Genomic DNA, 15,328 nt, shown 5'->3' on the forward strand with positions numbered 1-15,328 from the left:
TTCAGCTGTCCTTGCGCGACACGCCGGCCGACTCGAAGCTCGCCATCTCGCGCAGGATGCGGCAGGCCGATTCGAGCAGCGGCCAGGCCAGCGCCCCGCCCGAGCCTTCGCCCAGGCGCAGTTCGAGCTTGAGCAGCGGTTCCAGCCCCAGCCGCTCCAGCAGCAGCACGTGGCCGGGCTCGGCCGAGCAATGCGCCGCCACGCAGCGCTGCACCACGTGCGGCTGCAGCGCCTGCGCCACCAGCACCGCCGCGCTGGCGATGAAGCCGTCGACCACGATCACGCGCCGCTCCTCGGCCGCCTGCAGCACCGCACCGACCAGCGTAGCCACCTCGAAGCCACCGAAGGCGGCCAGCGCGTCCAGAGGCGCGGTCGCGCCCGCGTGCAGCGCCAGCACCTGCCGCAGCACCTCGCGCTTGCGCGCCATCCCGGCCGCATCGAGGCCGGTGCCGGCGCCGGTGCAGGCGTCGATGTCCAACCCGCCCAGCCGCGAGAGCAGCAGCGCGGCGGACGAACTGTTGCCGATGCCCATCTCGCCGAGCAGCAACGCATTGCCCGGCAGCGCGCGCACCACCTCGCGCCCGTTGGCGATGGCCTGGGCGCACTGCGCGGCCGTCATGGCCGGGCCTTGCGAAGCGTCTGCGGTGCCTTCGGCGATCCGGCGAGACACCAGCCCCGGGCGCGCCTGGAAATCGCGCCGCACGCCGCAGTCGACCACCGTCAGCGCCAGCCCGTGCTGGCGCGCCAGCACGCTCACGGCCGCGCCGCCGGCGAGGAAGTTCTCGACCATCTGCCAGGTCACGTCGCTCGGGTACGCCGAGACGCCGCGCGCCGCCAATCCGTGGTCGCCCGCGCAGACCAGCATCTGCGGGGCTTCGAGCACCGGGCTTTCGGTGCCGAGGATGGTGCCGATGCGCAGCGCCAACGCCTCGAGCCGGCCGAGTGCACCGAGCGGCTTGGTCTTGTTGTCGAGCGCGCTCTGCAGGCGGGCGGCGAGCGCGGTGTCGGTGATGTCGGAGATAGTGGGGATGGTTTCGGTCATGCAATCAGTCCGGCGAGCACGCCGGTGTCGAAGTGGGTGTCGATGAAGTCGGCCAGGCCGTCGAAGGTGGCGTCGAGCGTGGGCACGGAGGCACCGAAGAGCGCGTGCAGCGCGCGCGGGTCCTCGAACAGGCCGTGAAGATAAATGCCGAGCACGTTGCCGCGCGCGTTCTGCCAGGCCAGTCCGTCGGGCATCACCGCCTGGCCGTGCTGCGCCATCTGCGGGTGTGCGGCGGTCTGGCCGTGATGGATCTCGTAGCCGGCGACGGGCACGTCCGACAGCGCGGCCCAGGCGCCGCTCAGCTCGCCGAAGGCCGCGGTGCGGTGCCGCACTGTCTTCTCGCGCGCAAACACCGTCACCAGCGGCAGCAGGCCAAGCCCCGGCGCGTTGCCGTCGATGCCGTGCGGATCGACCAGCGCCTCGCCCAGCATCTGCAGCCCGCCGCAGATGCCCAGTACCGCGCCGCCGCGTTCGGCATGCGCGGCCACGGCGCTGTCCAGCCCCTGGGCGCGCAGCCAGGCCAGATCACCGCTGGTGTGCTTGGAGCCGGGCAGCACGATCCAGTCGGCGCCGGCCACGTCGGCCGGCGTACGGGCCCAGACCAGCCGCACGCCGGGCACGTTCTTCAGCGCCTGGAATTCGTCGAGGTTGCTGATGCGCGGGTATGCCACGACCGCGACCGTGCGCGTCACGGTGCCGCTCGCACGGCTGCGGTCGTCGAATACGCCGTCCTCCTCGGGCAAGCCGTGCTGCCACCACATCGGCAGCGTGGCCACGGTGGGCACGCCGGTCAGCTCCTGCAGCTGCTGCGGCGCGGGCGCGAGCAGCGAGGTATCGCCGCGAAACTTGTTGAGCACGAAGCCGCGCAGCAGCGCGCGGTCGGTCTCGGGCAGCAGCGCCCAGGTGCCGTACAGATGGGCAAAGGCGCCTCCGCGGTCGATGTCGGTCGTGAGCAGGCAGCGCGCCTGCGCATGCCGGGCGATGCGCATGTTGACGATGTCGCTGGCCATCAGGTTGATCTCGGCCGGCGAGCCTGCGCCTTCGATCACCACCACGTCGTTTTCGGCACGCAGTTCATCTAGCGCCTGCGCGATCTGCGGCCAGACGCGCTCGCTGCGGCCGCGCCAGGGCAAGGCCGAGAGTCCTTCATTCACCTGCCCCATCAGCACCACCTGGCTGTGGGTGTCGCGCTCGGGCTTGAGCAGCAGCGGGTTCATGCGCACTTCCGGCACGGCGTTGGCGGCCAGGGCCTGGAAGTACTGGGCGCTGCCGATCTCGCCGCCATCGACCACGCGGGCGTTGTTGCTCATGTTCTGCGCCTTGAAGGGCGCCACCTTCAGGCCCTGCCGCGCGTACCAGCGGCACATCGCCGTGGCCAGCCAGCTCTTGCCGGCACCGCTGGTGGTACCCAGGACCATGACGCAACGCGCCGGCCCGCTTTTCGCCTTTGAACTCATCGGCGAATTGTCGTTGAGCGCCGCGCCGGTCCGGGGAAGGCCGAATGGGATCGACGAAATGCGACATCTGTCACACCGCAGGGCATTGCAAATACATCCGGCGCGTCAAACAGTAGCTTTTTTGCGTACACCAGACGCCACACACCGCATTGCACCCGGGAACCCATGCCAGCCTTGAACGATTTGGCGTTAGCCGTCGAGGAACGCGAACCGGGCCAGTTCTTCTGGATCCTGCTCGAAGCCCACCACGGCGACACCGCCTCCGAAACCCTCGACTACCGGGTCTACCGGACCGCGTCGAGGCCGCAGGCCAGCTATTCAAACGCCTTGGCCGTGGACGCAGTGGAGCTGCAAAAAATAAGCGCCGCCGCGAATCCAGCCGGCAGGAAAACCGACTGAACCCACGGCGGCGCAAGACCGCCTTGCGGCGCTCAGGCTTTCAATTTCAATCCTTGATCGCGATTCAGCGCACGGCCACGGCCGTCCGCGCCGGGGCAGCCGCGACCGGCGCCGGCGCTTCCCAGCCGCCGCCGATGGCGCGAATCAGCCCCACCGCCGCCTGGTACTGGGCCGACTTCACCTGCAGCGCCTGACGACGGTTGCGCAGCTCGCTGCGGCGCGCGTCCAGCAGGTCGAGCTGGCTGATGTAGCCGTTGCGATAGCGCGTGTCCGACAGGCTGGTGGCGCGCTGGGCCGAGGTTACGGCCTGGGCCTGCACGACCGATTGCTCCTGCAGGATGCGGATGGCGGCCAGTTGGTCTTCGACTTCCTGGAACGCCACCAGTACCTGCGTGCGGTAGCTTGCGAGCGCGCCGTCGAGCTGGGCATTGGCGCCCTGCACGCCGGCCTCGCGGCGGCCGCCGTCGAAGATCGGCAACGACAGCAGCGCGCCCACGCCCCACGAGCGCGCCGACCACTTGAAGAGGTCGCCGATCTCGGGCGAGGCATAGCCGGCAGCGCCCGTCAGCGAAATATCGGGAAACCACGCGGTCTGCGCCACGCCCACGCGGGCCTGCGCGGCCAGCACGGCGCTCTGCGCCGCCGACACGTCGGGCCGGCGCGTGAGCACCGTGGCCGGCACGCCCGGCGGAATGGACGGCAGCGCGGTCGCCCACTCGTCGGTGCGCAGGCCGAAGCTCGACGCCGAATCGCCCACCAGCACCGCGAGCGCATGCTCCACCTGGGCGCGCTGGCGGTCGAGCGCGAGCGCGTCCGACTCGGTGGACGACACCTCGGTCTGCACGCGCGCCACGTCGAGCTCGGCGATGTCGCCGGCCTGCTCGCGGCGCTGCGACAGGCGCAGCGTGTCGCGATACGCCTCGACCTGCTCACGCACCAGGGCGCGCTCGGCATCGAGCGCGCGCAACTGCAGGTAGGTCTGCGCCACCTCGGCCTGCACTGCGAGGCGCGTGCTTTGCAGCAGCGCCTCGCGGCCGGCCGCATCGAGCTTGGCCGCGTTGCTCGCGCCCGAGAGGCGGCCGAACAGGTCGACTTCGTACGAGAAAGTGGCGCCCACGTTCGTCATCGTGGCCGGCCGGGTGCTGGCCGTGGCCTTGTCCAGGCCCGCGCCGCGGTTGGCGCCGGCGCCCAGGCCGATCTGCGGCAGGCGGTCGGCGTTGGCGCTGCGCGCCAGGGCGCGGGCCTCGGCCAGCCGCGCGGCCGCGGCCTGGATGTTGGTGTTGTTGACGTCGGCCTTCTCGACCAGCGCATTCAGCGCCGGATCGTTGAACGCCAGCCACCAGGCGCCGCGCGGCTGTGCCTCGGAAGGCGCGGCCCGCGTGAAGCCGGCGGGCGGCGTCACAGCCTGGTCCTTGCCCTGCTCCTTGAACTGGGCGGTGGTTGTGATCTCGGGCAGGCCCGAGGGCACGGTGGCACAGCCGGCGAGCACCAGGGCTGCCATCAGCGGCAGCAACGCAGTGCGAAGCGGTTTCACCAGAGGTTGTACTGAAAATTTCATGATGCGCTTTCTCGATCAGTCGTCATGCGAAGAACGCGGCGATGCAGGCACCGGATGCAGGCCGCCACCACCGGCGCCGCCATGCGAAGCCGGATGCCCGGCCGACACGAAGTCTTCGCCATGCGGCACTTCGCCATGCAGCTTGAGCGGCCGGTTGCCCGCGAGGCGGCGCAGCAGCACGTAGAACACCGGCGTCAGGAACAGGCCGAAGGCCGTCACGCCAATCATCCCGGCGAACACCGCCACGCCCATGGCCTTGCGCATCTCGGAGCCCGCGCCGGTGGACAGCACGAGGGGCAGCACGCCCATCACGAAGGCCAGCGAGGTCATGAGAATCGGGCGCAGGCGCAGGCGGCTGGCTTCGATGGCGGCCTGTATGGGGGTGCGGCCGGCAAACTCGAGCTCCCGGGCGAACTCCACGATCAGAATCGCGTTCTTCGCACTCAACCCCACCAGCACGATCAACCCGATCTGCGTGAAGACGTTGTTGTCACCCCCCGATATCCATACACCCGCCATCGCAGCCATGATGCCCATGGGCACGATCAGGATGATCGCGATCGGCAGCGTCAGGCTTTCGTACTGCGCAGCCAGCACCAAGAACACCAGCAGGATGGCCAGCGGGAACACCAGGAAAGCGGAGTTGCCGGCCAGGATTTCCTGGTACGTCAGCTCGGTCCACTCGAAGCTCACGCCCTTGGGCAGCGTCTCGGCCGCGATCTTGGTGATCGCGTCCTGCGCCTGGCCCGACGAGTAGCCCGGTGCCGGGCCGCCGTTGATGTCGGCGGCGAGGTAGCCGTTGTAGCGCATGGCGCGTTCCGGACCGAAGGTCGAATTCACCTTCATCAGCGCGGCCAGCGGCACCATCTCGCCCGAGGTCGAGCGCACCTTCAGCAGGCCCACGTCTTCGGCACGGGCGCGGTAAGGCGCATCGGCCTGGACGCGCACGGAGTACGTGCGGCCGAACTTGTTGAAGTCGTTCGCATACAGGCTGCCGAGGTAGATCTGCATGGTGTCGAAGATGTCCGTCACGGGCACGCCGAGCTGGCGGGCCTTGGTGCGGTCGATGTCTGCATAGAGCTGCGGCACGTTGACCTGCCAGCTCGTGAACATGCCGGCCAGCTCGGGCGTCTGGTAGGCCTTGGCCATGAAGGCCTTCACTGCCGCGTCCATCTGGTCGTAGCCGACCGAGCCACGGTCTTCCAGCTGCAGCTTGAAGCCGCCCGTGGTGCCCAGGCCCGCCACCGGCGGCGGCGGGAACATCACGATGAAGGCGTCCTGGATGCTCGAGAAGGCGCCGTTCAGCTGGCCCGCCACCGCACCGCCGCTCTGGTCGGCGCGCTTGCGCTGGTCGAAGGGCTTGAGCGTGGCGAACACGATGCCCGAGTTGGAGCTGTTGGTGAAGCCGTTGATCGACAGGCCCGGGAAGGCGATGGCGTCTTCCACGTTCGGGTTCTTCTTCATGATCTCGCCCATGCGCTGGATCACTTCGTCGGTGCGGTCCAGCGTGGCGCCGTCGGGCAGTTGCGCAAAACCGATCAGGTATTGCTTGTCCTGCGCCGGCACGAAGCCGCCGGGCACCGCCTTGAAGAGGCCGAAGGTCACGGCGATGAGCGCGACATAAATCGCGAGCATCAGCGCCTTGCGCGAGATCACGTTCTTCACGCCGCCGCTGTAGGCCTCGGAGCCGCGATGGAACAGCTTGTTGAAGCCGCGGAACAGCCAACCGAAAGCCTTGTCCATGCCGCGCGTCAGCGCGTCCTTGGGAGCGTCATGGCCGCGCAGCAGAAGTGCAGCGAGCGCAGGCGACAGCGTCAGCGAGTTGATCGCCGAGATCACCGTCGAGATCGCAATCGTCACCGCGAACTGGCGATAGAACTGGCCCGTGAGGCCGCTGATGAAAGCCAGCGGAACGAACACGGCCACCAGCACCAGCGCGATCGCGATGATGGGCCCGGACACTTCGCGCATGGCACGGTACGTGGCTTCACGCGGCGTGAGCCCGGCCTCGATGTTCCGCTCGACGTTTTCCACCACCACGATGGCGTCGTCCACCACGATGCCGATGGCCAGCACCAGCCCGAACAGGCTCAGCGCGTTGATCGAGAAACCGAGGACGTGCAGCACCGCGAAGGTGCCAATCACCGACACCGGCACGGCCAGCAGCGGAATGATCGACGCGCGCCACGTCTGCAGGAACAGGATCACGACCAGCACCACCAGCATGATGGCTTCGAGCAGCGTGTGGATCACCGATTCGATCGACGCGCGCACGAACTGCGTCGGGTCGTAGGCGATGCGGTATTCCAGGCCCTCGGGCATGTTCTTGTTGAGCTCGGCCATCGTCTTGCGCACGTTGGACGAGATGTCCAGCGCGTTGGAGCCCGGCGCCTGGAACACGCCCATACCGACGGCCGGGTCGTTGTTCAGCAGCGAGCGCAGCGAGTAGTCGGCGGCGCCCATCTCCAGGCGGCCGATGTCGCGCAGCCGGGTCACGGCGCCGTCGGTGCCGCTCTTGACGATGATGTCGCCGAACTCTTCCTCGCTCTGCAGGCGCCCTTGCGCATTGATGGACAGCTGCATGTCCACGCCCGACAGGCCCGGCGATGCGCCGACCACACCGGCCGCAGCCTGCACGTTCTGGCCACGGATGGCAGCCACCACGTCGCTCGCCGAGAGGCCGCGCTGCGCGACCTTCTGCGGGTCGAGCCAGACGCGCATGGAGTAGTCGCCGCCGCCGAAGATCTGCACCTGGCCCACGCCTTCGATGCGCGCGAGCGGGTCCTTCACGTTCAGCACCGCGTAGTTGCGCAGGTAGTTGATGTCGTAGCGGTTGTTCGGCGAGACGAGGTGGACCACCATCGTCAGGTCAGGCGCGCTCTTGACGGTCGTGATGCCGAGCCGGCGCACTTCCTCGGGCAGTCGCGGCTCGGCTTGCGAGACGCGGTTCTGCACGAGCTGCTGTGCCTTGTCGGGATCGGTGCCGAGGCGGAACGTGACGGTGAGCGTGAGCACGCCGTCGGTCGTTGCCTGGCTGCCCATGTAGAGCATGCCTTCGACGCCGTTGATCTGCTCTTCGAGCGGCGTGGCCACCGTTTCAGCGATCACCTTCGGGTTGGCACCGGGGTACTGGGCGCGCACCACCACCGAGGGCGGCGCGACTTCCGGGTACTCCGAGATCGGCAGCCCGCGCAGCGCGATCAGGCCGGCTATCAGCATCAATAGCGACAGCACGCCGGCAAAGATCGGCCGGTCGATGAAGAATTTTGAGAGATTCATGATGGTTCTCCGGTGGGCGCGGATGCGCCCTCCTCCGAAATCAGGACTTCGCGGCCTCGGCCACGCGTTCCGGTTGTTGTTGCTTGGGATCTGCCTTGGCGTCCATGGTCACTTGCTGCGGCGCCACCAGCGCACCCGGGCGGATGTGCTGCAGGCCGTTGACCACGACCTTCTCGCCAGCCTTCAGACCCTTGCTCACGACACGCAGCCCATTGATCGATGCACCGAGCGTGACTTCGCGGTAGACCGCCTTGTTGTCTTCGCCCACGACCATCACGAACTTCTTGTTCTGGTCGGTGCCGATGGCGCGTTCGCTCACGAGCAGCGCGGTGTCGTTGCGGGCCTGGCCCATGCGGATGCGGGCGAACTGGCCGGGGATGAGTGCGCCGTCCTTGTTGTCGAACGAGGCACGCACGCGCACCGTGCCGCTCTTGGCGTCGACCTGGTTGTCGATCAGCTGCAGCTTGCCGGTGAAGGGCGTGCCGTCGAGGCCGGCAGTGCCCATCTGCACGGGAATGCTCTCGATCTGGCCTCGGGCGCTGGAGCCGCTTGGCAGGTCTTTAAGGGCCCGTGTGATGACCTGCTCATCGGCATCGAAGCTCGCGTAGATCGGGCTCACCGACACCAGCGTCGTCAGCACCGGCGCGCCGGGGCCCGCGGCGACGAGGTTGCCCACCGTCACTTCGAGCTTGCCGATGCGGCCCGACACCGGCGCCCGCACCTGGGTGTAGCCCAGGCTCAAGCGCGCGGTCTGCAGTTGGGCCTGGGCGGCGCGCAGGTTGGCGTTGGCTTCGCTGCCCGCATTCACACGCTCGTCGTACTCGCGCTGGGCAATGGCCTTGTCGTCCCACAGGCGCTTGGCGCGCTCCTGCTCGCTGCGGCTGAACGACTGGCGGGCCTGCGCGGAGGCCACCTGCGCTTCGGCGCGCTCGACCTCGGCCGCGTAGGGCGCGGGGTCGATGGTGATCAGCAGGTCGCCCTGCTTCACCAGCGCGCCTTCGCGGAAGTGCACCGACTGCACGGCGCCCGCGACGCGGGAGCGCACATCGACGCGCTGGACGGCTTCGAGCCGGCCCGAGAACTCGTCCCAGGCGTTGATCTCGCTCGATGCGACGGTGGCAACCGACACCGGCGTGGCCTGCGGCGCGGCCGGGGCGTTGTTGGCCTCGGCCTTGAAACTGTGCATGCCCAGCACGGCGGCCGCCACGGCCAGCAGTGCGGTGAGGCCGGTCACGGCGGGCCACAGGCCCTTGCGGGCGACGGAAGACAGCTTTTTCTCGTTGTTCGACATGATGGTTCGTCCTTCTCGATGACTTCAGGGATGCAACAGGCCACCCCGGCGCTTTTGGCACCAGGCGGCGGAATTCAGAAAAAACAGGGGCCTCGCACGCTGCCGCGCTGGCGGCGTGTCGATCAGGCAGCCGGGATCGGCCGGGAACTAGCTGGGGTGGTTGGGTGCCGCCGGCGGCGGCGTGGTCGCGCTGAAAAACTCGCGGAAGTGCTGCTGCACCGTGGCCTCACAGGCCACGCAACCCGTGTTCTCGGTGTCGTAGAGCGCCTTGGGCCAGTCGGTCGCGCTGGGCAGCACGCTGCTCGTGACCTCGATGCCGGCGGCGCGCAAGCGGCCGGCAAAGGTCAGCGCCTCGTCGCGCATGGCGTCGTCCTGCCCCACCAGCACCAGCGCAGGCGCCAGGGCCGACAGCCGCAGCGAACCGCTCGGCACCGCATAGGGGTGCGTAGCGTTCGAGGGGCAGCTCAGGTACTTCTCCCAGCCGCTGGCCCAGCGGCATTCGGCCGCATCGCTGGTGGCCTTGCGCAGCGATGCGGTGCCGGCGCAAGGGTCGAGCATGGGCGACAGCAGAATCTGGCCGGCCACCGGCGGATGCGCCCGGTCGCGGGCGATCAGCGCCACCGCGGCCGCCAGGTTGCCACCGGCTTCCTCGCCGGCCAAGTACACCTGCGCGCCCTTGCCGCCGAGCTTGGTGCGCTGCTTGTAGAGCCATTCGAGGGCGGCATAGCCCACTTCGATCGGCTCCGGGAACGGCGACTGGGGCGCCAGCGGGTAAGCCAGCGACACCACCACCGCACCCGCGCCGGCCAGCAGCCGGGCCACGTTGCGGCCGTTGTCGAGGCCGCCGCAGACGAAGGTGCCGCCATGGAAATGCAGCACCAGCGGTGCGACTTCACCCTTGGCACGCTGGCCATACACACGGGCACCGACCGGTTCGCGGCCGGGCAGCTCGATCGACAGATCGGCTTCCACGCCCTGCACCGCCGCACGGGCGGCGGCTTCGGCAGAACGGGACGATGGAACGGGTGACATGGGCGACCTCAGGGAATTGGGCGATGGTTGAAATATAAGTCGCCCGGTGCAGCGTTGAAACAGGCAAGCCGGCCCTACTCTGTTTCCAAACCGACAACAATCGGGGCCACCCGCAAAGGGTTTGGCAGCTTGTGTGAGAATCCGCCTCCCCCGGTGTGGGCCGGGTACCCAGAACAGGCATTCAATGGATCAAATCCAGGCCATGCGGATCTTTGTCCGCGTCGTGGAAGCCGGCACATTCACCCGTGCGGCGGACTCTCTCGCCCTGCCCAAAGGCACGGTCACCAAACAGATCCAGGCGCTCGAATCGCGCCTGCGCGTGAAGCTTCTCAACCGCACCACGCGGCGCGTCACGGTCACGCCCGACGGCGCGGCCTACTTCGAGCGGGCGGCGCGCCTGCTCAACGACTTCGACGACATGGAAGCCAGCATGACGAATGCGCAGGCCAACCCCACGGGGCGACTGCGCATCGACGTCGGCACCTCGGTGGCAAGGCAGATCATCCTGCCTGCGCTGGCGAGCTTCTGCGACCGCTACCCGGACATCCAGGTCGACCTGGGGGTGAGCGACCGTACCGTCGACCTGATCAGCGACAACGTCGACTGCGTGATTCGCGCCGGCGAGCTCAACGACCAGTCGCTGGTGGCGCGGCGCATCGGCACGCTGCACTTCGTCACCGTGGCATCGCCGGCGTACGTGAAGCGCTATGGCGTGCCGCAGCATCCGAGCGACATCGAGAAGCGCCACCATGTGGTGAGCTACTTCTCGGGCACCACGCGGCGCGTCTACCCGCACGAGTTCAAGAAGGGCGACGAGCAGATCGAGCTGAACGGGCCGTACCGCGTGTCGGTGAACGAGAGCAACGCGCACATCACCGCGGTGCTGGGCGGCTTCGGCATCTCGCAGTGCATCACCTTCATGGCCGAGCCGCTGCTGGAAAGCGGCGAGCTGATCGAGCTGCTGCCCGATTGGCATCGCGACCCGTTGCCGATCCACGTCGTGTACCCGCCCAACCGCCACCTGAGCGCGAAGGTGCGCGCGTTCGTGGACTGGGCGGCGGAGCTGTTCGCCAAGAATCCGCGGCTGCAGCGCCGCTGAATCGAACTACGCCGGCTCGCAGCGCACCTCGGTCTTCACCGAATTGGCGATGAAGCATTCTTCATGCGCCCGGTGGTGCATCTGCTCGATCTGCTCGCGCGTAGGAATGTTCTCGCCCGAGAACGCCACCTCCGGCCGCAGCGTGACCAGCGTCATGGCCATCTTGCCGTCGGCGTTCTTCTCCATCACGCCGGTGGCCGCGTCGAAGTAGCGGTCGACGACGAACTTGCGCTTCACGGCCATCGTGAGAAACCACAGCATGTGGCAGTTCGAAAGCGAGGCGACGAACATCTCCTCCGGATCGACCGCCGACGCATCCGACATCGGCAGCGGCACCACGTGCGGCGACGACGAGGCCGCCACCTCCGCACCGCCGTCGAAGCGCAGCACATGCCTGCGGCTGTAGGTGTTGCCGAGAAAGTCCTGATCGCCCCGCTCCCAAAGGATTTCCGCGGTGTACTGGGCCATGGTCGTGCTCCTTGCTCGAGAGATTTCAGAGATGGATGAAGTAGCGGTACTTGGTGAGGCTGCCCTGGCTGGGCAACGTGACGAAGGTCTCGGCCAGCATGCCGCCATGGGCCGCGATCACCTTCTGCGAGGCGAAGTTGTCAGGGCTGGTGGTGATCTCGATGCGGCTCAGCCCCTCGCGCGCGGCCAGCGTCAGCATGGCGCCGAGTGCGCGCGTGGCGTAGCCCCTGCGCTGCTTCCACGGCACCACGTTGTAGCCGATGTGGCCCAGGCAGTAGATCGGCAAGGCGTCGGTGCCGGGCTGCCAGCGCAGATCGATGCTGCCGCAGAACTCGCCGTCTCACATCCAGCATTTGTAGCCCGGCAGGCGCGGCACCTGCGTGCCGTCCGGCATGGTGATGGGCGCTCCCCTGGCCTCGCGGTCGACCAGGCTCGCGAGGAACAGTGCGGCATCGGCCTCGATCGCGGCGCGTTCTTCAGGGCCCGATTCGGGGCGTGACTCGTCGCGCGACCAGCCCCGGTTCAGCGCCGACACGTAGCCGGCCAGGTACCGCTTTGCGGGCCAGACGAGCTCCATCGGCCGGGGTTCGGAGACGGGACGGGATCGGTACAGCGGCACCGTTCATGCTCCCATCAGCTTGACGACGAGCGGCACCAGCAGTGCGGTCGCGATGCCGTTCAGCCCCATGGCCAACGCGGAAAATGCGCCCGCCGTCTCGTTCACCTGGATCGCCCGCGCCGTGCCGATGCCATGCGCGGCAAGGCCGACGGCGAAGCCGCGCACCGCGGGCTCCCTGATGCGCAGCAGGTTCAGCATTCCCGTCGCCATGATCGCGCCCGAGATGCCGGCAATGGCCGCGGCCACCGCCGCCAGCGAGGGCAGCCCGCCGATCTTCTCGGCCACGCCCATCGCGATGGGCATGGTGGCCGACTTGGGCGCGAGCGACATCATCAGCTCGTGCGATCCACCCAGCACCCACGCGATGCCGATGGCCGACACGATGGCCGCGACCGAGCCCACGAGCAACGCCACGCCGATGGGCAGCCACAGCCGCCGCAGCCGCTCGACCTGGCCGTAGAGCGGCACGGCCAGTGCCACGGTAGCGGGGCCGATCAGGAAGTGCACGAACTTCGCGCCTTCGAAATACGTGTCGTAGGGCGTGCGCGTGAGCAGCAGCACGCCGACGATGACGATCACCGAGACCAGCACGGGGTTGACCACCGGATTGCGGCCGCTGCGTGTGTGCAGCCACAGCGCGCCAAGATAGGCCAGCAGCGTGAGCGCCAGCCACAGCAGCGGCGACTGCGCGAGGAAGACCCAGATCTCGGAGAGCTTCGCGGGCGCGGTCATTCGGCGCTCTTCCCGGTGAGGCGGATCATCCAGCGGAAGGTGAGCGCGGTCACGGTCATGGTGAAAGCCGCACCGACGATGCCCGCCGCAAGGAACGGCAGCCACTCGCGTCCCACGCGCTCGAAATGCAGCATGACGCCGGCCACCGCCGGGATGAACAGCAGCATCAGGTTGCGCAGCAGATGGTCCGATGTGTCGGCCAGCGCCTGCGGCACGCCACGGCGCACCAGCAGGCCGACGAACAGCAGCACCATGCCGATCAGCGGGCCGGGAATAGGCAGGACTAGCCACTGCACGAACAGTTCGCCCGCCAGTTGGCAAAGAAAAAGCGTGGTGATGGCGTAGAGCATTTTTCTCGCGGGTGTATGTGGTCAGGACGCGCTTGTCCAGGCCTGCTTCAGCGCCTGCTGGCTGGCCGGAGGCAGTACGCCGAGGCGCACGTGGCCGGGCAGGTCGAAGGAGGTGCAGTCGCGCAGCTTGATGCCTTCGGTGCGCAGCGCCGCGGCCACGTCTGGGTACGGACGGTCGGAGCGTGCGCAAAAGAAATTGGCGTCGCTCGGAAGACATTGCCAGCCGAGCGATTCGCAGACCGCGCGTTGCCGGGTTTTCCAGTCCTTCAATGTCTGCCGGCTTTGTGCGAGCCAGCGTTGTGCCTCCTCGCCGGTCCAGGCCTCGAGCATCGCCACGCCGTGCGTGCCCAGCGGCCATGAAGGGGCCAGCCGTTCGATGCGTTGCACGAGGCTCGCATCGGCGTCTTCAGGGGCAATCGCGTAGGCGGCGCGGATGCCCGTCAGGCCCATGGCCTTGTTCGGCGTCCACAGCTGCCAGACGCGGTCGCGCTGAGTGGCGTCGAGCGAAGCCTGGCCTTCAAGGCGCAACGGTTCATAGGCGAGGTCGAGTACGCATGCACCATTGGTGCTTGCAGCCTGCTGCCGCAGATTGGCTTGCGGCTGTCCCATCGGGCTCGACGGCTCACAGCACCAGCGCAGCGCAGCGTCGGTGTACGCCTGCGGTGAACGAATCGTTTGCAAAGCCCAGGCCTGCGCCGCTCGCTCATAGTCGCCATAGCTGTGCGCAGGCAGCCAGACTTGCCGGCCGCCGCCCTGCGCGACAGCGGCGCTGATGCGGTGAATGAACTCGCTCGCGCTCGCCGCGATCACGATGCGTTCGGCCGTTACGCCGTGGAAGGCCGCAAGCCTGCTTCGAAGCGCCGTGTAGTGCGGGTCCGGATAGTGCGCGGCATCGGCAGCGCGCAGCGCGGACAGCACGGCCGGGCACGAGCCCACCGCGTTGCCATTGGTCGAGAAGTCGTGCGAAGCGACGCCGGATGCATCGGGACCACCGTGCAGGACCGTGCTCATATCCAACTCCAGCCCGTCGTCACCACGATGCCCAGCGACGCGGACACGCCCAGCGCCAGGGCGGCCCGTCCGCCCAGTTGCGCGGTGCGTTGCATGTCGGCCGCGGAAGGCGCGCGCCCCTCTGCATTCAGCGCATACACCCCCGGCTTGGCCAGCCGCACACCCAGCAGCAGCGCCATCGTCGCCATCGGCCAGCCACTGTTGGGCGACGGCGTGCGGCGCGCCTCGCCGGACAACCCCGTGGGCCAGCGCCACGCCGCCAGCGCCAGCAGCAGCACGGTGATGCGCGCCGGAATCCACGAGAGCAGATCGTCCGCACGTGCGGCCCACTTGCCGAGCCAGGTCCAGTCGCGGCCATTGCGTTCGCCGCGGTAGCCCCACATCGCGTCGGCCGTATTTGCGAAGCGGTAGAGCGCCGCACCCGGCAGGCCGCACAGCACGAACCAGAACACCGGGGCCACGAGCGAGTCGTTGAGATTTTCGGCGAGCGATTCGATGGCGCTTTCGCGCACTTCGCGCTCGCTGAGTCGGGAGACATCGCGGCTCACCAGCCGCGCCAGTTGCTTGCGTCCGGCATCGAGCGATACGCCCAATGCGGCTTCGACCGCGAGCACTTCGTCGCGCAGCATGCGCCAGGCGAAAAGCGGCTTGAGCAGCAGGCCCAGCAGCAACGCGCCGGCCCATGCAGGTAGCGACAGCGCCATGAATGTCTGCATGGCCATGGCAACGCCCCAGGCACCCGCCGCGCCCACGCACCACGTCAGCGCGCCGATGAAGAACATCGGCAGATCCAGCGGTTTCGCCTGGTACGCACGCGGTGCAACGCTCGAACCGATCCAGCCGAGGTAGCGCCCCATCCACACGACGGGATGCAGGCGCGCAGGCGGCTCGCCCAGCCAATGGTCGATGGCCAGTGCGAGCCACAGCGCGGCGGCGACAGCGATGCCGTGTTCAGGATTCAGATAGGGCATGAGAGCTGCCATTCTCGCGA

14 protein-coding genes and 1 pseudogene are annotated in these 15,328 nt (G+C 68.3%); 2 read left to right on the forward strand and 13 right to left on the reverse strand.

Features of this window, described 5'->3' with window-relative positions; genetic code table 11:
* Position 1: 1 nt before the first annotated feature.
* On the reverse strand, positions 2 to 1,042 hold the full coding sequence (cobT, locus tag ASC92_RS19775) for a nicotinate-nucleotide--dimethylbenzimidazole phosphoribosyltransferase (protein WP_056518840.1): 1,041 nt from the start codon (positions 1,040 to 1,042) through the stop codon (positions 2 to 4).
* Positions 1,039 to 2,499, reverse strand: a complete 1,461-nt coding sequence (locus tag ASC92_RS19780) for a cobyric acid synthase (protein WP_056518842.1) — start codon at positions 2,497 to 2,499, stop codon at positions 1,039 to 1,041. Before ASC92_RS19780 ends, cobT begins: the two co-directional genes overlap by 4 nt.
* Before the next feature lie 165 nt (positions 2,500 to 2,664).
* Here ASC92_RS19780 and ASC92_RS19785 point away from each other — a divergent pair, with 165 nt between their 5' ends.
* Positions 2,665 to 2,898, forward strand: coding sequence for a hypothetical protein (locus ASC92_RS19785; RefSeq protein ID WP_056518844.1), 234 nt, complete (start codon positions 2,665 to 2,667; stop codon positions 2,896 to 2,898).
* Positions 2,899 to 2,962: 64 nt separating this feature from the next.
* On the opposite strand, the gene ASC92_RS19790 is transcribed toward ASC92_RS19785, so the two are convergent.
* The 4 genes from ASC92_RS19790 to ASC92_RS19805 form a co-directional block, all read right to left on the reverse strand.
* The gene (locus ASC92_RS19790) at positions 2,963 to 4,456 is read right to left on the reverse strand and encodes an efflux transporter outer membrane subunit (protein ID WP_056518846.1); all 1,494 of its coding nucleotides are present in this window, start codon (positions 4,454 to 4,456) and stop codon (positions 2,963 to 2,965) included.
* Positions 4,457 to 4,471: 15 nt separating this feature from the next.
* Positions 4,472 to 7,735, reverse strand: coding sequence for an efflux RND transporter permease subunit (locus ASC92_RS19795; RefSeq protein ID WP_056518849.1), 3,264 nt, complete (start codon positions 7,733 to 7,735; stop codon positions 4,472 to 4,474).
* A gap of 40 nt (positions 7,736 to 7,775) precedes the next feature.
* Positions 7,776 to 9,026, reverse strand: a complete 1,251-nt coding sequence (locus ASC92_RS19800) for an efflux RND transporter periplasmic adaptor subunit (protein ID WP_056518851.1) — start codon at positions 9,024 to 9,026, stop codon at positions 7,776 to 7,778.
* Between the two features lie 147 nt (positions 9,027 to 9,173).
* Positions 9,174 to 10,058: an alpha/beta hydrolase gene (locus tag ASC92_RS19805; protein WP_056518853.1), complete on the reverse strand. Its 885-nt coding sequence runs from the start codon at positions 10,056 to 10,058 to the stop codon at positions 9,174 to 9,176.
* A 184-nt stretch (positions 10,059 to 10,242) separates the two neighbouring features.
* Between ASC92_RS19805 and ASC92_RS19810 the strand changes: the two genes are divergently transcribed.
* Entirely contained in the window at positions 10,243 to 11,157 is a 915-nt protein-coding gene (locus ASC92_RS19810) for a LysR family transcriptional regulator (protein WP_056518855.1), read from the forward strand.
* 6 nt (positions 11,158 to 11,163) lie between these two features.
* Here the strand turns inward: ASC92_RS19810 and ASC92_RS19815 are convergent, their stop codons facing one another.
* From ASC92_RS19815 to cbiB, 7 genes and pseudogenes are all read right to left on the reverse strand, one after another.
* Complete coding sequence (locus ASC92_RS19815; protein ID WP_056518858.1) at positions 11,164 to 11,625, reverse strand: OsmC family protein; 462 nt, start codon at positions 11,623 to 11,625, stop codon at positions 11,164 to 11,166.
* Positions 11,626 to 11,650: 25 nt separating this feature from the next.
* A pseudogene (locus ASC92_RS29370) lies at positions 11,651 to 11,953 on the reverse strand (GNAT family N-acetyltransferase); the annotation flags it as partial.
* Positions 11,954 to 11,965: 12 nt separating this feature from the next.
* Positions 11,966 to 12,202, reverse strand: a complete 237-nt coding sequence (locus ASC92_RS29375) for a hypothetical protein (protein WP_235505903.1) — start codon at positions 12,200 to 12,202, stop codon at positions 11,966 to 11,968.
* A gap of 45 nt (positions 12,203 to 12,247) precedes the next feature.
* Positions 12,248 to 12,976 carry an LrgB family protein gene (locus tag ASC92_RS19825; protein ID WP_056518860.1) on the reverse strand — a complete coding sequence of 243 codons (729 nt, stop codon included), beginning with the start codon at positions 12,974 to 12,976 and terminating at the stop codon, positions 12,248 to 12,250.
* Entirely contained in the window at positions 12,973 to 13,326 is a 354-nt protein-coding gene (locus tag ASC92_RS19830) for a CidA/LrgA family protein (protein WP_056518862.1), read from the reverse strand. Before ASC92_RS19830 ends, ASC92_RS19825 begins: the two co-directional genes overlap by 4 nt.
* Before the next feature lie 21 nt (positions 13,327 to 13,347).
* Entirely contained in the window at positions 13,348 to 14,337 is a 990-nt protein-coding gene (locus ASC92_RS19835) for an aminotransferase class I/II-fold pyridoxal phosphate-dependent enzyme (RefSeq protein WP_056518864.1), read from the reverse strand.
* Positions 14,334 to 15,308 carry an adenosylcobinamide-phosphate synthase CbiB gene (cbiB, locus tag ASC92_RS19840; protein WP_056518866.1) on the reverse strand — a complete coding sequence of 325 codons (975 nt, stop codon included), beginning with the start codon at positions 15,306 to 15,308 and terminating at the stop codon, positions 14,334 to 14,336. The genes ASC92_RS19835 and cbiB overlap by 4 nt, the downstream gene beginning before the upstream one ends.
* Positions 15,309 to 15,328: the final 20 nt, after the last annotated feature.

The organism is Variovorax sp. Root411 (assembly GCF_001425205.1).
Taxonomy (GTDB): domain Bacteria; phylum Pseudomonadota; class Gammaproteobacteria; order Burkholderiales; family Burkholderiaceae_C; genus Variovorax.